Annotated in this window: 17 protein-coding genes; 9 read left to right on the top strand and 8 right to left on the bottom strand. The window is 66.2% G+C overall.

Annotated features, from left to right (window positions below; genetic code table 11):
- Positions 1–169: 169 nt before the first annotated feature.
- A complete protein-coding gene (hemA, locus tag AC3WJR_RS17020) occupies positions 170–1,411 on the bottom strand; it encodes a 5-aminolevulinate synthase (RefSeq protein ID WP_354283376.1) in 1,242 nt (413 codons plus the stop codon).
- Positions 1,412–1,482: 71 nt separating this feature from the next.
- A complete protein-coding gene (murI, locus tag AC3WJR_RS17015; protein ID WP_492726423.1) occupies positions 1,483–2,277 on the bottom strand; it encodes a glutamate racemase in 795 nt (264 codons plus the stop codon).
- 112 nt (positions 2,278–2,389) lie between these two features.
- On the opposite strand from murI, the gene plsY reads away from it, so the two are divergent.
- Entirely contained in the window at positions 2,390–2,995 is a 606-nt protein-coding gene (gene plsY, locus AC3WJR_RS17010; protein WP_354283119.1) for a glycerol-3-phosphate 1-O-acyltransferase PlsY, read from the top strand.
- Positions 2,988–4,085, top strand: a complete 1,098-nt coding sequence (gene dprA / locus AC3WJR_RS17005) for a DNA-processing protein DprA (protein WP_492726422.1) — start codon at positions 2,988–2,990, stop codon at positions 4,083–4,085. The genes plsY and dprA overlap by 8 nt, the downstream gene beginning before the upstream one ends.
- A gap of 90 nt (positions 4,086–4,175) precedes the next feature.
- On the opposite strand, the gene AC3WJR_RS17000 is transcribed toward dprA, so the two are convergent.
- A complete protein-coding gene (locus tag AC3WJR_RS17000) occupies positions 4,176–4,442 on the bottom strand; it encodes a hypothetical protein (protein ID WP_492726421.1) in 267 nt (88 codons plus the stop codon).
- Positions 4,443–4,548: 106 nt separating this feature from the next.
- On the opposite strand from AC3WJR_RS17000, the gene topA reads away from it, so the two are divergent.
- Positions 4,549–7,197: a type I DNA topoisomerase gene (gene topA / locus AC3WJR_RS16995; protein WP_492726420.1), complete on the top strand. Its 2,649-nt coding sequence runs from the start codon at positions 4,549–4,551 to the stop codon at positions 7,195–7,197.
- A 326-nt stretch (positions 7,198–7,523) separates the two neighbouring features.
- Here the strand turns inward: topA and AC3WJR_RS16990 are convergent, their stop codons facing one another.
- Entirely contained in the window at positions 7,524–9,047 is a 1,524-nt protein-coding gene (locus AC3WJR_RS16990; protein WP_354283127.1) for a fumarate hydratase, read from the bottom strand.
- A 137-nt stretch (positions 9,048–9,184) separates the two neighbouring features.
- On the opposite strand from AC3WJR_RS16990, the gene AC3WJR_RS16985 reads away from it, so the two are divergent.
- The gene (locus AC3WJR_RS16985; RefSeq protein WP_492726419.1) at positions 9,185–11,833 is read left to right on the top strand and encodes a putative bifunctional diguanylate cyclase/phosphodiesterase; all 2,649 of its coding nucleotides are present in this window, start codon (positions 9,185–9,187) and stop codon (positions 11,831–11,833) included.
- Between the two features lie 63 nt (positions 11,834–11,896).
- Here the strand turns inward: AC3WJR_RS16985 and AC3WJR_RS16980 are convergent, their stop codons facing one another.
- Positions 11,897–12,535: a hypothetical protein gene (locus tag AC3WJR_RS16980; protein ID WP_492726418.1), complete on the bottom strand. Its 639-nt coding sequence runs from the start codon at positions 12,533–12,535 to the stop codon at positions 11,897–11,899.
- A gap of 150 nt (positions 12,536–12,685) precedes the next feature.
- On the opposite strand from AC3WJR_RS16980, the gene AC3WJR_RS16975 reads away from it, so the two are divergent.
- The 3 genes from AC3WJR_RS16975 (at position 12,686) to AC3WJR_RS16965 (ending at position 17,369) form a co-directional block, all read left to right on the top strand.
- Positions 12,686–13,345, top strand: coding sequence for a response regulator (locus AC3WJR_RS16975; RefSeq protein WP_354283133.1), 660 nt, complete (start codon positions 12,686–12,688; stop codon positions 13,343–13,345).
- A 286-nt stretch (positions 13,346–13,631) separates the two neighbouring features.
- Positions 13,632–15,014 (top strand): sensor histidine kinase, encoded by a 1,383-nt coding sequence (locus AC3WJR_RS16970; RefSeq protein ID WP_492726417.1) that lies wholly within the window; start codon positions 13,632–13,634, stop codon positions 15,012–15,014.
- A 411-nt stretch (positions 15,015–15,425) separates the two neighbouring features.
- On the top strand, positions 15,426–17,369 hold the full coding sequence (locus AC3WJR_RS16965) for a ribonucleoside-diphosphate reductase subunit alpha (protein WP_492726415.1): 1,944 nt from the start codon (positions 15,426–15,428) through the stop codon (positions 17,367–17,369).
- A 63-nt stretch (positions 17,370–17,432) separates the two neighbouring features.
- On the opposite strand, the gene AC3WJR_RS16960 is transcribed toward AC3WJR_RS16965, so the two are convergent.
- The gene (locus tag AC3WJR_RS16960) at positions 17,433–18,329 is read right to left on the bottom strand and encodes an exonuclease domain-containing protein (RefSeq protein WP_492726413.1); all 897 of its coding nucleotides are present in this window, start codon (positions 18,327–18,329) and stop codon (positions 17,433–17,435) included.
- Here AC3WJR_RS16960 and AC3WJR_RS16955 point away from each other — a divergent pair.
- Entirely contained in the window at positions 18,316–20,469 is a 2,154-nt protein-coding gene (locus tag AC3WJR_RS16955; protein ID WP_492726411.1) for a hybrid sensor histidine kinase/response regulator, read from the top strand. The genes AC3WJR_RS16960 and AC3WJR_RS16955 overlap by 14 nt on opposite strands.
- A gap of 26 nt (positions 20,470–20,495) precedes the next feature.
- Here AC3WJR_RS16955 and AC3WJR_RS16950 read toward each other — a convergent pair whose 3' ends face one another.
- Positions 20,496–21,134 (bottom strand): hypothetical protein, encoded by a 639-nt coding sequence (locus AC3WJR_RS16950; RefSeq protein ID WP_492726706.1) that lies wholly within the window; start codon positions 21,132–21,134, stop codon positions 20,496–20,498.
- 687 nt (positions 21,135–21,821) lie between these two features.
- Between AC3WJR_RS16950 and AC3WJR_RS16945 the strand changes: the two genes are divergently transcribed.
- Positions 21,822–22,523, top strand: coding sequence for a class I SAM-dependent methyltransferase (locus AC3WJR_RS16945; RefSeq protein WP_492726409.1), 702 nt, complete (start codon positions 21,822–21,824; stop codon positions 22,521–22,523).
- A 53-nt stretch (positions 22,524–22,576) separates the two neighbouring features.
- On the opposite strand, the gene AC3WJR_RS16940 is transcribed toward AC3WJR_RS16945, so the two are convergent.
- Positions 22,577–22,837: a DUF2171 domain-containing protein gene (locus AC3WJR_RS16940; protein ID WP_492726407.1), complete on the bottom strand. Its 261-nt coding sequence runs from the start codon at positions 22,835–22,837 to the stop codon at positions 22,577–22,579.
- Positions 22,838–22,871 lie beyond the last annotated feature (34 nt).

Raw genomic sequence — 22,871 nt, 5'->3', positions numbered from 1 at the left:
CCCGCGAATGCGGGAATCCATTAGCGGAGCGTCGGACCATTGCAGCGGTCCGCCAATATGGAGCCCCGCCTTTGCGGGGATGACGAACGGGTGGGGAAATTACGCGGTCCGCCGACGGCATTGATGATCCAATGCCACCTATGCCAACAACCTTCCCGCACCCCACCAATCACGCAGCCTTGCGCAGTTCCAGTCGGCTCCAGATCTCGACCAGTGCGTCGGTCAAGTCGCGCATCATTGCCTCGTCATGCGCGGGGCCAGGCGTGAAGCGCAGCCGTTCGGTGCCGCGCGGGACGGTCGGGTAGTTGATCGGCTGAACGTACACACCGTATTCGGCGAGCAGGATGTCGCTGATCTTCTTCGCCTTGACGGGATCGCCGACCATCAGCGGAACAATATGCGTGGTCGAGTTCATCACCGGCAACCCGGCGCCTGCGAACATCGCCTTCAGCCCTGCCGCGGCGCGCTGCTGCCCCTCGCGCTCGACGCTCGATGCTTTCAGGTGCCGCACACTCGCCAGCGCCCCCGCGACCAGTACCGGCGACAGCGAGGTCGTGAAGATGAAGCCCGGCGCATAGGAGCGGATCACGTCGACGATGGTCTGGTCCGCAGCGATATAGCCGCCCATCACGCCGAACGCCTTGCCGAGCGTCCCCTCGATGATCGTCAACCGGTCCGCGAGTCCCTCGCGGTCCGAGATGCCGCCGCCGCGCGGGCCGTACATGCCGACCGCATGGACTTCGTCGAGATAGGTCAGCGCGCTATATTTGTCAGCGAGGTCGCAGATCTCGGCGATCGGCGCGATGTCGCCTTCCATCGAATAGACGCTCTCGAACGCGATCAGCTTGGGCGTGGTCGGATCGACCGAGGCGAGCAGTTCCTCAAGATGCGCAAGATCGTTGTGCCGGAAGACGTGCTTCTCGCACCCCGAATTGCGGATCCCCGCGATCATCGAGGCGTGGTTGAGTTCGTCCGAGAAGATGATGCAGCCCGGCAGGATCTTGGCGAGCGTCGCCAGCGTCGCCTCGTTCGAGACATAGCCGCTGGTGAACAGCAAAGCGCCCTGCTTGCCGTGGAGATCGGCGAGTTCGCCCTCGAGATCGACGTGATAATGCGTGTTGCCGCCGATGTTGCGCGTGCCGCCCGAGCCCGCGCCGACGTCGTGCAGCGCCTCTTCCATCGCGCCGATCACCGCGGGATGCTGGCCCATCGCGAGATAGTCGTTCGAGCACCACACCGTGATGGGCTTGGGGCCGTTATGCCCGGCGAAGCAGCGTGCGTTGGGGAAAGCACCCTTGTTGCGCAGAATGTCGATGAAGACGCGGTAGCGTCCCTCGACATGGAGGCGGTCGATCGCCTGCGCGAAGATGCGCGAGTAATCGACTCCGCGCGCGGATGTTTCCATGTCCATCCCGCCCAAATAGACCTCGCACCCGCCAATTTCCAGCACCTTCGCGCGATCACTCTGATCGACCCGGCCCGTCACAGCGTATCGACCGCGGTGAGGCCATGCCCTGCAAGCGCGTCGCCAAGCCGCACGGCGTCGGACACGCCCCCGGTAAACACCGCGAGTCCCGGCGGGGCGATCACTGGCCACGCCTGCCGCTCGGTCAGGAATGCGATCCGCCGCGCGATCCCGGCGGATCCGTCGACGAACGCCACCGGATGCGGTGCCGCGGCGCGCAATTCGCGCTCGACCAGCGGGAAATGCGTGCAGGCGTTGACGATCGTATCGATTCGGTCGCCGCCCGGCTGGTCGAACAGGCCAGCAAGGATTGCCCGGTACCGCGACGGATCGGTCGGATCGCCGCGCAGTCGCGCCTCGGCGAGCGCAACGAGCTCGGCCGACCCGTGGCGCAACACGCGGCAGTCGCTCGCGAACCGCGCGGCGAGATCATCGACATAGGGCTGGCGCACGGTCGCATCGGTCCCCAGCACGCCGATCACGCGACTTCGGCTGTGCGCGGCGGCAACCTTGATCGCGGGCACCGTGCCCACCACCGGCAGGTCGAGCGCACTGCGCACCGCCGCCAGCGCGATCGTCGAGGCGGTGTTGCACGCGATCACGATCAGCCGCGGACGGTACCGTTCGGCGAGCCGCCCGAGCAGTGCGGGAACGCGCGCGCCGATCTCGGCCTCGCTCTTGGTGCCATAGGGAAACCCTGCGGAATCCGCCACGTACACCGCGGGCATCCGCGGCAACAGCGCGCGCGCCGCGGCCAGCACCGACAATCCGCCGACGCCGGAATCGAAGAATAGAACTGGTCTTTCGTCCATAGAATCGTCTGTAGTGACGCCGTCCGGAATTACAAAATCATGGCGCGTAGGCCGGGGTTGGGCCATGGCACGCATGCTGATACGATAGGGCAAACGAGGGGGCGTACGGATAGTGAAGACTGAGTATCTGTGGATCGCTCCCTTGGCAGCGCTGGTGATCGGCTACCTGCTGGGATCGATCCCGTTCGGCGTCCTGCTGACCCGAATGGCCGGTGCGGGCGACCTGCGCGCTGTCGGATCGGGCAATATCGGCGCGACCAACGTGCTGCGCACCGGACGCAAGGGACTCGCCGCCGCAACGCTGTTCCTGGATGCCGCCAAGGGGTTCGTCGCAGTGTGGATCGCGGATGCCTACCTGGGGGGCAACGGCGTGGTCGCGGCGGCGGCGGTGTTCCTCGGGCATCTCTATCCGGTGTGGCTCCGCTTCAACGGCGGCAAGGGGGTCGCGACCCTGCTCGGGATCGTGCTCGCGCTGCACTGGCCGATCGGAGTGGTCTATGCCGCGGTGTGGATCGCGCTGTTGGCGTCCATGCGGATCTCATCGCTTGCCGGAATGGTCGCTGCGGTCAGCGCCCCCTTGTGTGCCGCCTATTTCTCACGGTTCGACATCGTGCTGCTGCTGCTCGCGCTCGCGCTGCTCGTGTTGTGGAAGCATCGCGGCAATATCGATCGCCTGTTGAGCGGCACCGAACCCAGGATCGGGCAAAAGGTTGGCTGATCCGGGCCGGATCGGCGGCGACGCGATCGCGCGGCTCCGCCTGATCCGTACCGCGCAGGTCGGCCCCGTCACCTACGCCCAGTTGATCGCACGGTTCGGATCGGCCGACGCCGCGATCGCTGCCCTGCCCCAGCTTGCCGCACGTGGCGGCGGAAAATCGCCCTCGGTTGCCCCCGTGGCGCTCGTCGAACGCGAACTTGCCACGGTGCACCGTCTCGGCGCGCGCTACCTGTTCCTCAGCGAGCCCGACTATCCCGATCTCCTCGCGCAACTGGACGACGCGCCCCCCGCGCTGATCGTCCGCGGCGACACCGGGTTGCTCGCCCGCACCCCGATCGCGATGGTCGGCGCGCGCAATGCCTCGGCCGCTGCATGCCGCTTCGCCCGCCAGCTTGCCGCCGAACTCGGGCGCGAGCGCGTCGTCGTCGTGTCGGGGCTGGCGCGCGGCGTCGATACCGCGGCGCATGTCGGGTCGATCGATACCGGCACGATCGGCGTCATCGCTGGCGGGATCGACGTGGTATACCCGCCCGAGAACGCAAACCTGCAGGACCGGATTGCGCGCGAAGGCCTGCTGATCGCCGAACAACCGCCGGGCACGGAACCGCGCGCGCGGCACTTCCCCTATCGCAACCGCATCATCGCCGGGCTTTCGCTGGGAACCGTGGTGGTCGAGGCGGCCCCCAGGTCCGGCTCGCTGATCACCGCGCGGCTGGCGGGAGAACTCGGGCGCGAGGTGATGGCGGTGCCGGGCAGTCCGCTCGACCCACGCGCACAAGGATGCAACGGGCTGATCCGCGACGGCGCAACGCTGGTGCAATCCGCCGCCGACGTGCTGGAAACGGTCCGCCCGATTGACGGGCGGATGGTACAAAGCCCGCGCGACCCCTACCGGGCACCACCGCCGGAGGATGCAAGCGACACCGACCGGCGCGTGATCGCCAGCTTGCTCGGGCCGGTGCCGGTGGCGATGGACGAACTGATCCGGCAATCGGGGGCCTCCCCCGCGATTGTTCAAACAGTGCTGCTCGAACTGGAATTGGCCGGGCGGCTGGAGCGGCATGCCGGGGGCAGGGTGGCGCTAACCTGACCAGGGGATTCCCGTCTGCGGTCGTCTTCCCCCTTCCCGTCCGTTTCGGACTTCGCTCGAAACGGACAGGTGGGGTGTTGTCATCAAACCTTAGGAATGTGCGGCCAGCAGCTTCGTGAAGTTAGCAAGAGCAACGAGCACCACGATGAGCATCACCTGCGACCCGAGCATCCAACGCACAATATCGTTTTTCAAGACCGCCATCTCGCCCTTGAGATAGTCCTTGGTGACCATATCTTCACGCGATGCGCTGGTTGCCTCGGCGATCGTGGTCGCAAGCGACTCAGCCTGTGCCTTGGCAAAGCCAGCGCCTTCGAACGACTTGGCTGCCTTAAGCGTATCGATCATCGCGTTCATGACTTCAGCAATACGCCAATCCGGCCAAAAACGCCACCCGACGCTTGACGAGCCTGCCGACACCCCGTCACCCTCGCGCGTACACGTAAGGACGCAATAGACCCCCATGCAGCTTGTCATCGTCGAATCGCCCGCCAAGGCGAAGACCATCGAGAAATACCTCGGTTCGGATTACCGCGTGCTCGCGAGCTACGGCCACGTCCGCGACCTGCCGCCCAAGGACGGATCGGTGAACCCCGACGAGGGGTTCGCGATGGAGTGGGAGAATTACGCGGACAAGACCAAGCAGCTCAAGGCGATCACCGATCTCGCCAAGACCGCCGACCGCCTGATCCTCGCGACCGATCCGGATCGCGAGGGCGAGGCGATCAGCTGGCACGTCCAGGAAGTTCTGCGGGGCCGCAAGGCGCTCCCCAAGGACGTCCAGCGCGTCACCTTCAACGCGATCACCAAGGCGACCGTCACCGATGCGATGAAGCATCCGCGCGAGCTCGATACCGATCTGATCGACGCCTATCGCGCCCGCCGCGCGCTCGATTATCTGGTCGGCTTCACGCTCTCGCCGGTGCTGTGGCGCAAGCTGCCCGGGGCGAAGTCGGCCGGGCGCGTGCAATCGGTCGCGCTGCGCCTCATCGTCAGTCGCGAGCGCGAGATCGAAGCGTTCCGCGCGCAGGAATATTGGTCGGTCATCGCCGACATGGAGCAGGACGGCACGCCGTTCCAGGCGCGGCTCGTCACGTTCGAGGGCAAGAAGCTCGATCGCCTGTCGATTGGCGAGGAAGGCGTGGCCAACCGCGCCAAGGCCGCGGTCGAAAGCGGGCATTTCACGGTCCAGTCGGTCGAGGTGAAGCCCGCGACGCGCAACCCGCCGCCGCCGTTCACCACCTCGACGCTCCAGCAGGAAGCGTCGCGCAAGCTCGGTTTCTCGGCGGATCACACGATGCGGATCGCGCAGGGCCTCTATGAGGACGGCGCGATCACCTACATGCGGACCGACGGCGTGCAGATGGATTCGAGCGCGATCTCGGCCGCGCGCCATGCGGTCGCGAACCGCTATGACGCGAGCTATGTCCCGGACAAGCCGCGCGTCTATCAGACCAAGGCGAAGAACGCGCAGGAAGCGCACGAAGCGATCCGCCCGACTGATTTTGGCAAGGACAAGGCCGGCGGCGGCGATCATGCGCGGCTGTACGATCTGATCTGGAAGCGCGCGCTCGCGAGCCAGATGGCGTCGGCGCGGATGGAGCGCACCACGGTCGAGATGGCGGACGGCACCGGCCACACCGCCTTGCGCGCGACCGGGCAGGTGATGCTCTTCCCGGGCTATCTCGCCTTGTACGAGGAAGGCTCGGACGATACGCAGGACGAGGACGCCAAGCGCCTGCCCCGCTTGCGCGAAGGCGATGCCCCCGCCAAGAAGGGTGTCACCGCCGAGCAGCACTTTACCCAGCCGCCGCCGCGCTTCTCGGAGGCGTCGCTGGTCAAGCGTCTGGAAGAACTCGGGATCGGGCGTCCGTCGACCTATGCGTCGATCATCAAGACCTTGAAGGACCGCGAATACGTTCGGGTCGAGAAGAACCGTTTCTTCGCGGAGGAATCGGGGCGTCTGGTGACCGCGTTCCTCGAACGGTTCTTCGAGAAATATGTGAGTTACGACTTCACCTCGGGGCTCGAGGACGAGCTCGACGAAGTGTCGGGCGGGCGCGCCGAATGGCAGGCGGTGCTGGAAGCATTCTGGAAGGACTTCAAGCCGCGCACCACCGAGGTGATGGAGCAGAAGCCGTCCGAAGTGACCGCCGAGCTCGACAAGTTCCTCGCGCCCTATCTCTTCCCGCCGATGGCGGACGGCAGCGACCCGCGGTTGTGCCCGAATTGCGGCCAGGGGCAGCTCGCCTTGCGCGGCGGCAAGTTCGGCGCGTTCGTGGCGTGCTCCAACTATCCCGAATGCAAATACACCCGCCGCTTCGGCCAGCCGGGTGCGGATGGCGAGGGTGTCGATACCGGCCCCGAGACGCTAGGCAACGATCCTGACAGCGGCCTGCCGGTTGAGCGCAAATCGGGGCGGTTCGGGCCGTATATCCAGATCGGCGAGGGCGAGACGCGCAAGATGGCGTCGATCCCGAAGGATATCGGCGAGCTCGATCTGCAATGGGCGCTCAAATTGCTGTCGCTGCCGCGGACGATCGGCACACATCCCGAAACCGGCGAACCGATCACGGCGGCGATCGGCCGCTATGGCCCATATCTGAAACACGCGGGCAAATATGCGCGGCTGACCTCGACCGACGACGTGTTCGAGACGGGGATGAACGCGGCGGTGGTGAAACTCGCCGAAGCCGCCGCAGGCGGCGGGCGTCCGCAACGCGGCGCGCAGGCACCGCTCAAGGTGCTCGGCCTGCATCCGCGCAGCGAGGCTGAGATCAAGCTGATGGAGGGCCGCTACGGCGCCTACGTCACCGACGGGACGACTAATGCGACGCTGCCCAAGTCGATCGAGAAGGATGCGCTGACGCTGGAAGAAGCCGCGCAGCTGATCGACGCGCGCGCGGCGGCGGCTCCGCCGACCAAGGGGAAGAAGAAGCCGGCGGCGAAGAAACCGGCGGCTAAAAAGGCACCGGCGAAGAAGGTCGCGGCGAAGACAAGCGACGCGGCCGACGCCGAAACCGCGGCACCGGTCAAGAAGGCTCCCGCCAAGAAGCTTGCGGCCAAGAAACCCGCCGCGAAAAAGCCGACTGCCAAGAAAGCCGCAGATTAGCGCCAAGGCTCGGTTGAGCCCGATCGCCTATCTCCCGTTCGCCCTGAGCGCCGTCGAAGGGCTCCTCGCAACATTGGTTCAGCCTGTGATGCGGGGGCTTCGACTTCGCTCAGCCCGAACGGGTTGAGGGAATCAAAGCACAGAAGTCCATCCTCAACACGCTTCCCCGGCGAAGGCCGGGGCCCAGGAGCGGAACGGTCGAAGGTGAGAGGCTGCGCGTCGTTACCTCGGCCACCTCGACTGGACCCCGGCCTTCGTCGGGGAAGCGATTGGTGGGGGAAATGTATGGGGGGCGGATACGCGGTGACGCATCAGCCCCCTACCCCTCAGGCGCCGACCAGCAACCCTTCGCGCGCGATCTTGTCCTTCCACACCAGCGGCGCGAGCTGGTGGACGTTCGCGCCTGACGAATCGACCGCGACCGTCACCGGGAAATCGACCACCTCGAATTCGTAGATCGCTTCCATCCCGAGATCCTCGAACCCGACGACCTTCGAGCCCTTGATCGCGCGTGCGACGAGATAGGCCGCGCCACCGACCGCCATCAGATAGGCGCTCTTGCCCTCCGCGATCGCCTTGGTCGCATCCGGCCCGCGCTCGGCCTTGCCGACCATTGCGAGCAGCCCCTGGTCGAGCATCATCCGCGTGAACTTGTCCATCCGCGTCGCCGTCGTCGGCCCTGCCGGCCCGACCACTTCCTCGCCGACCGGATCGACCGGCCCGACATAATAGATCACGCGGCCCTTGAACTCGACCGGCAGCGGCTCGCCCGCATCGAGCATGTCCTTGATCCGCTTGTGCGCGGCATCGCGTCCGGTGAGCATCTTGCCGTTGAGCAGCAGCCGGTCGCCCTGCTTCCAGCCCTGCACGTCGGCAGGCGTCAGCGTGTCGAGATCGACCCGGATCGCGGCCTGGTCGGGCACCCAGTGGACGTCGGGCCACTCGTCGAGCTTGGGCGTCTCGAGATACGCCGGCCCGCTGCCGTCGAGCGTGAAATGCGCGTGGCGGGTCGCGGCGCAATTGGGGATCATCGCGACCGGCTTGCCCGCGGCGTGGCACGGCGCGTCCATGATCTTGACGTCGAGGATGGTCGACAGCCCGCCCAGCCCCTGCGCACCGATGCCTAGCGCGTTGACCTTGTCGAAGATCTCGATCCGCAGCGCCTCGATGTCATTCTTCGGGCCACGAGCCTTCAATGGCCCCATGTCGATCGGCTCCATCAGCGCCTGCTTGGCGAGCAGCATGCAGTGTTCCGCGGTGCCGCCGATGCCGATCCCGAGCATCCCCGGCGGGCACCAGCCCGCGCCCATCTGCGGGAGCATCTCGAGCACCCAGTCGACGATCGAATCGCTCGGGTTCATCATCTTGAACTTGGACTTGTTCTCGCTCCCGCCGCCCTTCGCCGCGACATCGACCGAGACGCGCGATCCCGGCACCATCTCGACGTGAAGCACCGACGGCGTATTGTCCTTGGTGTTGCGGCGCGTGAAGGCGGGGTCCGCGAGGATCGACGCGCGCAGCTTGTTCTCGGGGTTGAGGTACGCAAGCCGGACGCCCTCGTCGACGACCTGCTGGAGCGAGCGGCTGGTGTCGTCGAGCCGGCAGTCCATTCCCCATTTGATGAAGACGTTGACGATTCCCGTATCCTGGCAGATCGGGCGATGCCCCTCGGCGCACATCCGCGAGTTGGTCAGGATCTGCGCGATCGCGTCCTTGGCAGCGGGCCCTTGCTCCGCCTCATAGGCCGCGCCGAGCGCGCGGATATAATCCATCGGGTGATAGAAACTGATGAATTGCAGCGCGTCGGCGACGCTCTCGATCAGATCGGCTTCGCGGATAATCGTGGTCATGGCGCTTCCCGTACTGGCGTTTCCCCTGCCTTATGCCCCCCGCGCCGTCACGCCAAGTCACGGCGGGCCAGAACCACCGCCGCGTTAACCACCTCCCGCAAGGCAAAATGGAGGGGTCGTGCGCTATGGGCATCCCCATGCAGATCCGTTTAACCCCGTTTCGCGCGCTTCGGGTTGCCTTCGCCGCCCTGAGGACCGACCTGTCTGCCAGCGCTTCGACGTCCGAGGCACACCGCGATGCGCTTCGCCGACAGTTGCGGCTGCTTTCCGCGACATGGCCCTACGCGCTGACGATCGCGATCGCGGCACCGCTGCTGATCGGATGGACCGCCTTTACCAGCGGCGCGACGGGCGTGCTGATCGCCGCAGCCGCCGGCGCACTGGTCACCGCCATCTCCGGCACACTGCTGCTCGCCACGCTGCGGCATGGCACCGCTCGACGCTGGCCACCGCATGTCAAGGTTCGGCTGGCGAGCGTCTCGGGCGTGGTCGGCGGCGCGACCATCCTTGCTTTGGTGTTCGCGACCGGGATGCTCCCGCCGGGGCCCACCCGGCTCGCCAGCTACGTAATGACGTTCGCGGCGATGATCGTGATGATCGTCGCGCTATATCCGGTCCGTGCCGCCTCGATCGGACTTGGCGCGGGCCTGCTCGCGACGCTCGCGGTCGAGGATCGCTTCGGGCTGGGCTTATGGATCGGCATCGGCGTGTTGCTGATGCTGACCAGCATCGCCTACCGGCTCGCCCGTTTCGAACGCCGCGCGGTCGAGCAACGCGATCTCGATCATGCGCAGGGCCGGATGGCGACCCGCCTCGTCGCGGAATTCGAGACGCATTCGAGCGGCTGGTTCTGGCAGACCAATGCGGACGGCGAAGTGACCTACCTCACCCACCGGGTCGCAACGGAACTCGACCTGCCCGACACCCCCGCGATCGGCGAGCCGTTGTCACAACTGTTCCGGATGGACGGCGCGCTGACCGAAACCGAGCGGACGATCGCCTTCCATCTCTCCTCGCGCACCGCTTTTTCCAATTACTCGGTGCGCCCCGCGAGCCGCGCCAAGCTCGAACGCTGGTGGTCGATGTCGGGGCGCCCGATCTTTGATGAGGACGGGATCTTCCTCGGCTTCGTCGGCAGCGGGACCGACCTGACCGAGCGCCGCCGTGCCGATGCCGAGATCACGCGGCTCGCGCTGTTCGACGGGCTCACCGGCCTCGCCAATCGCCAGCGGTTGCGCCTCGCGCTCGACCAGATGCTTGCGCAACCCGCGACATCGCAGAGGATGACCAGCCTGTTCCTGCTCGACCTCGATCGCTTCAAGACCGTCAACGACACGCTCGGCCATCAGATCGGCGATGCGTTGCTGAAGAAGGTCGCGCAGCGGCTGCAACGCGCGATCGGCGATGCGGGGCTGGTCGGGCGGCTCGGCGGCGACGAATTCCAGGTGATCATGCCCGGCCATGCCGACCGCGAGAAGCTGGGCGAACTGGCGCGGCGCGTGATCTTCGACCTGTCGCAACCCTATTCGATCGAAGGGTCGGCGATCAGCATCGGCTGTTCGATCGGGGTGGCGATCGCACCGCAGGACGGCGCAGCGTCGGAAACGCTGATCCGCAACGCCGATCTCGCGCTCTATGCCGCCAAGGGCGACGGCCGCGGCATCCACCGCTTCTTCCGCGAAGAACTGCTGGTCGGTGCGCAAAGCCGCAAACAGCTCGAGGACGATCTCCGCCAGGCGCTCGTCGGCAACCAGTTCTATCTCGCCTATCAACCCGTGGTCGACACGCGCTCCGAACGGATCGTCGGCTATGAGGCGTTGCTGCGCTGGGAACATCCGACGCGCGGGTTGGTCAGCCCTGCCGAATTCGTCCCCGTGGCGGAGGATTGCGGGTTGATCGAGAGCATCGGCGAATGGGTGCTGCGCACCGCATGCACCGAGGCAGCGGGCTGGCCGGGCGACGTTCGCGTCGCGGTCAACGTCTCGCCGATCCAGTTCGCCAATCCGATCCTGCCGTCGCTCGTCACCTCGGCGCTCGCGAAATCCGGGATCGCGCCGCACCGGCTCGAACTCGAAATCACCGAAGGCGTCTTCCTCGACGAGAGCGCGGCGTCCGAACAGATGTTCAAGACGCTGAAAGGCTGTGGGGTGCGGCTCGCGCTCGACGATTTCGGGACGGGCTATTCGTCGCTCGGCTATCTGAAGAAAGCGCCGTTCGACAAGATTAAGATCGACCAGAGCTTCGTCAAAGGTGCGACGATCGCGGGCAATCGCAATGCCGCAATTATCCGTGCGATCGTCTCGCTGGCCGACGCGCTCGGCATGGATACGACCGCGGAAGGAGTCGAGAATCGCGACGAGATCACGTTGATCCGCGATCTGGGTTGCAGCCACATCCAGGGCTATGTCTATGGCAAGCCGACGCGCGCTGCGGATGTTTTGCTGCAATTGAAGGTCGGCGGCGGGATGGCGACCGCGAGCGGCTATCAGATCACGCGCAACCCGCGTACCGCGATGCTGCGCAACGCGCGGCTGCAGGCGGGCGGGGCGAGCGGCGACGTGCGAATCCGCAACATCTCGTCGACGGGCGTGATGGTCGAGGGGATCGAGATTGACGCAAGCGCGGTCGATCTCGACGTGCTGATCGAACTGGTCGAGGACCAGATGTTCCCCGCCAAATTGCGCTGGGCGGCGGACGGACGCGCTGGGCTCGAATTCGCCGAGATGTTCAACCTCGAACGCCTTGCCGCGCCGAGCGTCCCCAATCCCGTCCGCAAGACCGGATAGCGAACGGGGTCAAGGCACCCACGGCAGAAGGCCGCGCGGACACGTCCGCGCGGCCTTTCGTGTTTATGCGGCGGTGTTGCCGGTTGCCGCGGGGGCGGCCGCAGGAGCCGCGACCGGCGCGCTGCCGGTGGGGGCAGCCGGTGCCGTCGTCCCGGCGGCGGCGGGCGGCGGCGGCGGGGGGGCCATGCCGGCGCCGTCCGGACCATCGGGGCCGTCAGGACCGCCAGGGCCACCGGGTCCGCCCGGACCACCGGGTCCACCAGGGCCATGTGGACCACCACGCCCGCCACGCGGCGGCATCGGGCGGAGCGCGGTTACCTTACCGTCGGCGCCGACGAGGAACGACGCGTGGAGCATCCCGCGGCCGTACCGGCCCTGGATGCTCACCGTCTGCCCGACGCCGATCAGGCTGGTGCCGTCGGTCTGGCGTCCGCCCTCGACCAACGCGCGCCCGCTGCCGTCGGACAGGATGAACATCGGCCCGTAGATTTCGGCGACCTTGCCGCGCACCGTGACGACGTTGCCGGTGTCGCTGAGCGAGCGGATCGCGACGGGCTTGATCGGGGCCATTTCGACCGACGGTGCGGTCATCTGCGCGACAGTCGCGCCGCCGCCGACGCCAACCGCGAGCAAGGCTGCCGCGATCAGCGCGCCGCGGGTCGAAATCTTGCGGCGCGAGGGAGTGGTTGTGTCTTCGGTCATCGGTAAGCTCCTTGGTTGGTATGCAGCCTTTTATCGAGTCGTGCCCCCGGCCCACTGAACCTTGCGGTTCAGTTTGGGTTTAGACCGGCAAGTTAGCCGGATTATTGCCGCGGCATCCCGCCCCGCCGCCGCGAACGAAAGAGCCGCCTTATGCGTATCCTGCTGGTCGAGGACGACGCCGCACTGGCCGAGGCGACCGCCAAAGCGTTGCGTGCCGAACATTTCGCGGTGGATGTCGCCGCGAATGGCGAGGACGGCGCGCATCTCGGCGACACCGAAAGCTATGACGCGGCGGTGCTCGACCTCGGATTGCCGCGCAAATCGGGAATCACCGTGCTCGAGGAATGGCGCGCCGCCGGGCGGGCGTTGCCGGTGCTGATCCTTACCGCGCGCGATGGCTGGTCCGAAAAGGTCGCGGGGTTTCGCGCGGGCGCAGATGATTATCTGACCAAGCCGTTCCGGATCGAGGAGCTGGTGATGCGGCTGCGTGCGTTGGTAAGGCGCTCGGCTGGGCATGCGGCAGCACGAATCGTGTGTGGGCCGATCACGTTCGATGCGCAGACCGGGCAGGTCGAGCGCGACGGGCTTCCGCTGCGCCTCACCGCGCTCGAATGGCGCGTGCTGTCGACGCTGATGCTGCGCAAGGGTGTGGTGGTTGAGCGGCTCGACCTGATGGAGCATATCTACGAGGGCGATGCGGATCCCGATTCGAACTCGCTCGAAGTGATCGTCGGGCGGTTGCGCAAGAAGATCGGCGCGGACCTGATCGAGACGGTGCGCGGCCGCGGGTATCGGATCATCGCGGCGTGAGGAGAGGTGGAACCCCTTCCTTCTCCCGTCATGCTGAACTCGTTTCAGCATCCACCGCGCCACAATGGCGGACAGCCGGTGTTGCACGGTGGACCCTGAAACGCGTTCAGTGTGGCGGAAACGCCGCCCCGCCCCCAAGACGCCGTCATGCTGAACTTGTTTCAGCATCCACCCCTCCACGACGGCGGACTGCCGGTGTTGCACGGTGGACCCTGAAACCAGTTCAGGGTGACGCCGGATATGGTGGAAACGCCGCCCCGCCCGCCCGCCTCGGCCGGGCAGCCGCATGACGCTCCTCCCCCGCTCGCTCTACGGCCGCCTGCTTGTGACCGCGCTGCTCACCACGCTTGCCGCGCTCGCGTTCGCCGCCTTCGCGATCGGCGCGGTGCTGGACCGGTTCGTGATGCATGGGCTGGACGAGCGGCTCGATGCGCAGATCGCGATCCTTGCGAAGGCGGTCCGTCCCGACGGCAGCGTGGATCGCAATCGCGTCATCCTCGCCGCACCTTATGACGACGCCGCGAACGGATGGGGATGGCGGATCGATGCGGGGGGCCGGACCATCGCATCCCCCGCCTCGCCCAACCTGGACGCTATGCGCACGCCGTGGACCGCGCTTCCTCCACCGCCGATCGAGGATCGGGCGCTGCGGCATGGCCCCGGGGACCGCACCCGCGCACTCGACTGGCAGGATGCGCGCGGCGCACGGCATGCGCGCAGCCTGACGCTCGCCACCCCTGCGGGTCAGGTCCGCATCACCGCCGCCGCGCCGCGTGCGATCGTCGATCGCCCGTTGCGCGCGGCGATGGCACCACTGCTCGGCTCACTGCTGCTGCTGGGGCTCGCGCTGGGCATCGCGACGCTGGTGCAGTTGCGCGTGGGTCTCGCCCCGCTCAAGCGAATGCGCACGGCACTGGCGGCGGTGCGCGGTGGTCGCGCCACCGCCATCCCCGACGACCAGCCGCGCGAACTTGCCCCGCTGGCAACCGAAATCAATGCGCTGCTTGCCGAAAATGCCGCTGCACTCGCCAACGCACGCGGGCATGTCGCGAATCTCGCGCACGGCCTCAAGACTCCGCTTGCGACACTCGCGCTGACGGTGCGTCCGCTCGACCCGGACGGCACGCTCGGCGCGCAGATCGCACGGATCGACCAGGCGGTACGGCACCACCTCGGCCGTGCCCGCGCTGCCACCCCGGGGGTCGCGTCGCGCGTCGCGACCCCGCTCGCCCCGGTCGTGGAAGATCTGGCCGACGCACTTGCGCGGATCCACGCCGAACGGGGCATTGCTGCCGATATCGCGATCGACCCGGCGCTCGCGGTCGCGGTCGACCGGCAGGATCTCGACGAGCTGGTCGGCAATCTGCTCGACAATGCATGGCGCTGGGCCGCCACCCGGATCGCGGTCAGCGCGACCCGCAGCGCGGACGACCGATTCGCCATGCTGACGATCGCGGACGACGGCCCCGGTATCCCCGAAGCGACTCGCGCCGCCGCGCTCTCCGCCGGTCAACGGCTCGACGAACGCGGCGATGGGCACGGCTTTGGCCTGTCGATCGCGACCGAACTGGCGAATCTGTACGGCGGCACCCTGATGCTCGATACGGCATCGCTTGGGGGGCTGGCGGTCCATGTCACCTTGCCGGTCGGCTTTGCCGGCCCGACGTGAAATAAATGTCACGTTCCCGGTTCGGCCTCTTGCCTTTCCGCAACCCCAGCTTTGACCGCGCGTCGCGCGCGCTGCACCCGGTCGCCGCTCCGTCAGAAGGCGTGGAAGTGCGACGAACCGAGTCTTGTACCTGTCATTTATGATATTGCCTGTTGGCCGATATGGGCACAATCTGTAGGGGTCAGGTTCGGGAGCGAGCGCAACAACTGGTAGAGTAAACCGCACGACCCCATATCGTGCGGACGATGGATCAGCGGCTCGCAAGCGGTCGCGATTGCATTTTGGTCTCGCCGATCGCTTCCGAAATGCTAGCTAGGGAGCCTGTCTCCCGAATCGAACAAAGATTGAACGAGTCGGGAACATGATGGCGTGACTGCCGCGTGTTCGCGAACCGGACCGAGGGGCGAGACAATGGATTTTCGGGATACCGAGGAAGTGAAGACGGATATGGCAACCGACATGATCGAGGCGCTCGCGGCAAGCGTTCAGGCTCCCCAGGAAACGGATCGCAACGGCGCGGATCGCAAGCTGGCGGCGCGCGGGGATTCCAAGGAAGTCCACGTCCAGCTGTACCCGGTCGAGGTCGACCATTCGCGCGATGCGCTGCTGACCGATTTCGGCAAGGAAACGCTGCGCGACCGCTACCTGCTCCCGGGCGAGACGTTCCAGGACCTGTTCGTCCGCGTAGCGTCGGCTTACGCTGACAACGAAGCACATGCGCAGCGGCTCTACGGCTATATCTCGCGCCTCTGGTTCATGCCCGCGACGCCGGTGCTGTCGAACGGCGGCACCGGACGCGGCCTGCCGATCTCGTGCTTCCTCAATTCGGTCCCCGACAGCCTCGGAGGGATCGTCGACACGTGGAACGAGAACGTCTGGCTCGCGTCGCGCGGCGGCGGGATCGGCACCTATTGGGGCAACGTCCGCGGCATCGGCGAGCCGGTCGGCCTCAACGGCAAGACCAGCGGGATCATCCCGTTCGTCCGCGTGATGGATTCGCTCACCCTCGCGATCAGCCAGGGCTCGCTGCGGCGTGGCTCGGCCGCCTGCTATCTCGACGTGTCGCACCCGGAGATCGAGGAATTCCTCGAGATCCGCAAACCCTCGGGCGATTTCAACCGCAAGGCGCTCAACCTCCACCACGGCGTGCTGATCACCGACGCGTTCATGGAAGCGGTCCGCGAGGGCAGCGAATGGACTTTGGTCAGCCCCAAGGACGGCTCGGCGCGCGCCACGGTCGACGCGCGCTCGCTGTTCCAGAAGCTGGTCGAGACGCGCCTCGCCACCGGCGAGCCGTACATCGTCTTCGCCGATCACGTGAACAAGGGCATGCCACGCCATCACCGCGAGCTCGGGCTCAAGGTGTCGACGTCCAACCTGTGCAGCGAGATCACGCTGCCGACCGGCACCGACCATCTCGGTAACGAGCGCACCGCGGTGTGCTGCCTGTCGTCGCTCAACCTCGAGACGTGGGACCAGTGGAAGGACGACAAGGGCTTCATCGAGGACGTCATGCGTTTCCTCGACAACGTCCTGCAGGACTTCATCGACCGCGCCGAACCCGGCATGGAGCGCGCCGCTTATTCGGCGATGCGCGAGCGCTCGGTCGGCTTGGGCGTGATGGGCTATCACTCGTTCCTCCAGGCACGTGGGTTGGCGTTCGAGGGCGCGATGGCGAAGTCGTGGAATCTCCGCATGTTCAAGCACATCAAGGCGCAGGTCGACGAAGCCTCGATGCACCTCGCGGTCGAGCGGGGCCCGTGCCCCGATGCGGCGGATCGCGGCGTGATGGAGCGGTTCAGCTGCAAGATGGCGATCGCGCCGACCGCGTCGATCAGCATCATCTGCGGCGGCACCTCGGCGTGCATCGAGCCGATCCCGGCGAACATCTACACCCACAAGACGCTCAGCGGCTCGTTCTCGATCAAGAATCCGTATCTGGAAAAGCTGCTGATCGCCAAGTCGAAGAATTCGGACGCGATCTGGAACTCGATCCTCGAACAGGGTGGGTCGGTCCAGCATCTCGAGTTCCTCGATGTCGAGGAAAAGGACTGCTTCAAGACTAGCTTCGAGATCGACCAGCGCTGGCTGCTCGAGCTCCAGGCGGACCGCACGCCCTATATCGACCAGTCGACCTCGCTCAACCTGTTCATCCCTGCTGACGTCGAGAAGTGGGACCTGTTGATGCTCCACTTCCGCGCATGGGAACTGGGGATCAAGTCGCTCTATTACCTCCGCTCCAAGTCGGTGCAGCGGGCAGGGTTCGCCGGCGGCGTTGAGAACGACAACACGATCGAGAAGCCGCAATACGAGTTCGAGACGACCGATTACGACGAGTGTCTCGCCTGCCAGTGATGCGCATTGCTTCCGACGCCGTCCTTTTGGCGGCGTCGGGAGTGTAATTCCCGCGGTGCCGCCTCAGGCCGCCCGCGCCAGACGCATCACGATCTCGTCTTCGGACAAGATCTCAATCGTGTAACCATCGCGGCGAAGCGCGTCAGCGCGTTTGTGGTCCGCGTGTGCGGTCACATAGCGTCCGAACGGCTGGTCGTTGCCGATGACAAGCTTCGTCGTGGTCACGCCGACCGACGCGACGATGCGCGCGCCCGCAGCGGCCAGGCTCTGCGCGAGTGCGCCGTCGCGCGGGGCGCCTAGGATGGCGACTCGCTCCCCCTTCAACGGACCCGCCGACGCCGCCTTGGGTGCCGCTCCGCCGCGCGTCCGATAGGGGGCCAGCCAACCGGCCAGATCGATCCCGGTATGCTCGATCGCGCGCACGATCACTATGCCCGCCGCGCGCGCATCGCTGAGCGCATCGTGATGCTTGTGGCGAACCCCTAAAAACTTGCTCAGTACGTTGAGCCGATGGCTCGGCAATTCGGGCCACGCGCGTCTGGCGACGCGGACACTGTCGAGCCACGTCGTCTCGATCGTCGTCCGGTCATGCACTCGGCACGCCGCGCCGAGCGCCCCCTTGTCGAAATTGGAATGCGCGACGGTGATGCGTCCAGCGAGATGCGCGTCGATCGTGGCGTGGACCGCGGCGAACGTCGGCGCGCCGATGACGTGGTCGCTGGTGAGCCCATGAATCCGCGTGTTGAACGACGAAAAACGGTCGAGCGGATCGATCAGCGTCTCATATTCGAAGACCTCGACCCCGTCCCGGAACCCGACGATGCCGATCTGGCAGATGCTGCTGACGCTCGAGCACGCCGTCTCGACGTCGACGACGACGAAGTCAGGCGCAGCGACGACCGGGGGCGTCGACGGAAGTGGAACACGCGGCGGCAGGATCGAATGCATGGTACGGAACATAATGGGTCCCGCAAGCAAGCGCACCCTCGATTACGGGGCCGCGACCACGCCCGCGGTAGAATGCTGGCAGGTCTGCGCCGACCCGGCTAATGTCACGACATACGAAACCCGTTGGGAACCTACCATCGCTACCGAACACAGGCATGACGAACACTTCCTGGCGGGCGGCGGCGAGATGGGCGCGCTGATCCGGGCAAAGGACTGGTCGACGACATCGCTCGGTGCACCAGCAGGCTGGCCGCAACCACTCAAGACGCTGGTGGGGCTCCTGCTCGCCGCAGACCAGCCGATGTTCGTCGGCTGGGGCGCGGACCATATCCTGCTGTACAACGATCGCTACGCGCACATGCTCGCTGATCGTCATCCAGCCGCGCTCGGCCGCGCGTTCTTCGACGTCTGGCCGGAGGTGCGCGCCGAACTGACGCCGCTGGTCGAGCGAGTCAGGTCGGGCGAGCCAGTCCATATGGGCGACATCACGCTTATGCTCGATCGCCCCGGCCGGCCCCGGGAAGCGCACTTCGCCTTCTCCTATACCCCCGTCCGGGACAATGACGGCAGTGTCGTCGGGCTGTTCTGCCCCTGCACCGAAACAACCGAACAGGTTCTGGCCGAACGCGCGCGGCGCGCGGCGGAAGCGTCGGAACGCAACCGGCTGTGGGTGCTGTCGGAGGACATGCTGGCGCGCGCCGATTTCGAGGGGCGGATGTCGGCGGTCAATCCGGCCTGGACCGCGGTGCTCGGTTGGCCCGAGCAACACCTGCTGGCGACGCCCTATTCGGAATTCATGCATCCCGATGACGCCGGCGTAACACTCGCCGCGATCGAGGAGATGGGGCGCACGGGACTCCCCACCCGCTTCCAGAACCGCATCGCAACCAGCACCGGCAGCTGGACGCCGATCGGATGGACCGTCTCGCCCGAGCCGGACGGAACCAACTTCATCGCCATCGGTCGCGATCTGACCGAGGACAAGGCGCGCGAAGCGGAACTCGTGCAGACGCAGGAGGCGCTGCGACAGTCGCAGAAACTCGAATCGATGGGCCAGCTGACCGGGGGCGTGGCACACGACTTCAACAACCTGCTTACGCCGATCATTGGCGCGCTGGACATGCTGCTGCGCCGCGGGATCGGCAACGATCGCGAGCGTCGCCTGATCGACGGTGCGCTTCAGTCCGCCGAACGCGCCAAGACGCTCGTCCAGCGGCTGCTCGCCTTCGCACGCCGGCAACCGCTGCAGCCCACCGCGGTCGACGTGGCCGAACTGGTCAAGGGCATGACCGGGCTGATCGGCAGTACGCTTGGGCCGAAGATCAGCATCCGTGTGCTGATGGCGGACGACTTGCCCCCCGCCAGAGCCGATCCGAACCAGCTCGAGATGGCGATCCTCAACCTCAGCGTGAACGCGCGCGATGCCATGCCCGACGGGGGAGACCTCACGATTACGGCATCGCGCGAGACTGTGCGGACTCGGCACGACGCAGGGCTGCGGACCGGTCATTATGTCCGCCTGTCGGTCCGCGACACGGGCATGGGGATGGACGAGGCGACCCGGATACGCGCGATCGAGCCGTTCTTCTCGACCAAGGGGATCGGCAAGGGCACCGGGCTGGGCTTGTCGATGGCGCATGGTCTTGCGGCGCAGCTCGGCGGGGGTCTGTCGATCCACAGTGTTCCCGGCGCGGGGACGACGGTCGATCTGTGGCTCCCGATCAGTTTTGAGGCGATCGACGCCGACGCGCCGATGCCGGCGGCTGCGGGCTATGCGATGGCACGCGGGATCGCGCTGCTCGTCGATGACGAGGAACTCGTACGGATGAGCACCGCCGACATGTTGAACGGTCTCGGCTATGAAGTGGTCGAGGCGGGATCGGCCGAGGAGGCATTGCAGCTGGTCGACGGCGGGATCACCCCCGATATCCTGGTGACCGACCATCTCATGCCCGGCATGAGCGGGGAAACGCTCGCCCGCAACATGCGCGCGCGGCGCCCCAGGCTTCCGGTGCTGATCGTGTCGGGCTATGCCGAAGCCGAGGGCGTGAGCCCGGACATTCCCCGTCTCACCAAGCCGTTTCGCCATGCGGAACTGGCGGAACGTCTGGCCAGCCTGCACCCCGACGCGAGCGCAACGGCGACCGGCTGATTGGTGCTGCAATTGCCTGAGGCGGATCAAACCCCGCGCTGCGGCGTGTGGTGGACGTCATATGCTGCCGTATCAACGCCACCCATGCCACCGCCGCCGCCCATCCCGCCGCCGCCGCCACCCTTGCCGCCCTCATCGCGTCCGCCTGCCCCCTTGCCCCCGCCGCCCGAGCCCGACGGACGGGCAGGTCCCTGCATCGGAAGCACAAGATCCGCGGGGATCGGATCGAGATCGAGCGCCGCACGCACGAAGGCCCGCAGCGACACGACCAAGTCGTGGACATGGACCGGATGCCCCGCCACCAGTTCATGCACCGCGCGATCGGCAAGGCGGACGTGCTCTTCGGTTCCCAGCAGGATGATGTCGGAAAGCGCCGCTTCGACCGCATCGCGAATCCGCCGGGACCGGTCGGACCGAGCCACGGTCTCGGCGCTGAGATCCAGCGCCACATCCGGTTGCTGGCCCGCCGTCGCCTGATTCGGGCGGTGAAGATCGCGCTTGTGCGCAGGATCGACCATGAGATCGCCGGTGAACGAGCCCCCCAATGTCTTGTACGCCGCGATCAGCGTGCGCAGACGCTCGTTGATCTGGCGATTCATCCGCTCCCGGCGCTGCTGGAACACCATCATCGTGAGCAACCGGATACCGACGCCGAGCAGGGTCACCAGCGTCAAGCCTAACACCGTGGCGAGCAAACTCTGCCACGAGCTGAAATCGATGTTTCTCAATCGGGAATCCTTCAACCGTCCTGCTGCAACGCAGGCCGGGAAGATGCCGTTCCGGCGGGCGCGACACGCCTGTCTCGCCGGTGACAGGATGTCCGGGCAAGGGCCACATTGCAAACAAGATATAGCGCCGTTGCCGAGATCAAGACACCATCCCTTGCGCAAAATCCGTAAACGACGCGGAGATTTCGATGGCAAAAACCCCTGCCGTCCGCTAATCGAATATCGAGCCAGGGGCCGCGGCGGACCCGTCCGAACGCCGCGTTCTGTCGTCGGTATCTGTCTCTAATCTCGGCGTACTATTTGCATCAACCCGATTAGGAAGCGGTTACCGTGCTCGACGTTCAAATCCACAGGGCGAAGGACGAAGGGCACGACCGCAACCGGTCGCCTGCGCCGTCACATCGACCTTGCGGGTCGACTCCGCCGGTGCGATCCTGGGCTCGTTGCCCGCGACCGGGACGGGTCGGTACCCGTCGAACAAGCCTGCAACTGCACTGTACCGGCCCTTCCGTGCCGGATCTGCAACGACGCGCGTATCCTTGTGTCGGCATGACACAAACCCCGTGCACGTCGCCCGCTCCGTCCACGACGGTCGTCGCGCTTGCAAGACCGAGGAGCCGAGCGATGACCGATGCCACCGCCTATGACGGCTATGAATCCTGGAAGGGTTGGAGCGAGACCAGTTTCATGGTCCCCACCCCGATGGACAACGCTTATTTTGATCTCGAGATGCGCGCTATTCCCGTGTCGGGAGAGCATGTCCTCGAAATCGGCTTCGGCAACGGGCGGTTTCTCGGCTGGGCCAAGGCACGCGGCGCGCAGGTGTACGGCACCGAACTGTCGGAACAAGGCAAGACGTTTGCCGCGGCGCACGACGTGGTCGTCCTGCCGATCGATCTCGCGCAATCGCTCGACACCCACCGCGCGCGTTTCGGCGTGATCGCGGCGTTCGACGTGCTCGAACATCTGTCGTTCGATGCGATCCGGTCAATGCTCGACCAGATCGGCGTGCTGCTTCGGCCGGGGGGCTATTGCATCCTGCGGTTCCCGAACGGGCAAGGGCTGTTGTCCGGACTGTATCAGTCGGGGGACTATACTCACGTCTCCACGCTGTCGGCGTCGATCATGTCGCAATTCGTGGCGGGCACCGCGCTGGAGATCATCCGCGCGGAGAGCAGTGCGATCCCCGACAAAGGCATCGCGCACAAACTTCGTACCGTCCTGCGGCAAGGATTCGAAGCGCTGTTGTGCCGGCTTTACGCGTTTCGCGGGCCACTCGGCCCCAACCTGACGGTCGTCCTGCAAAAAAAAGAGGGCGCCGCATGAGCGACGCCCTCGTTATTCCAGTCCGCGGCGCAGATCGCGCCGCGTCGCCGGTCTTAGGCTTCTTCCTCGAACGTGACCGCGACGTCACCGTTCGCGCTAAGGCGGACCTTGCCGTCCTCGACATCGGCGACCAGGCCGAGCGAGATGTAGTGGTGATGCCCTTCGTGGCTCGTCGTGCCTTCGTTGACCTGCGCGCCCGAATCCTTCTTGGTCAGCTTGATGCGGCCGCCCTCGACTCGGTCGACCGTGCCGACATGGACGCCGTCTGCGCCGATGACTTCGGCATGTTCCTGAATCTGCGATGCGTCGACCATGGTGGTAACTCCTTCGTTGCGATTACGGATGCCC

This window comes from Sphingomonas sp. FW306-05-A (genome assembly GCF_058782275.1).
This window is presented reverse-complemented; position numbering and strand designations above follow the sequence as displayed.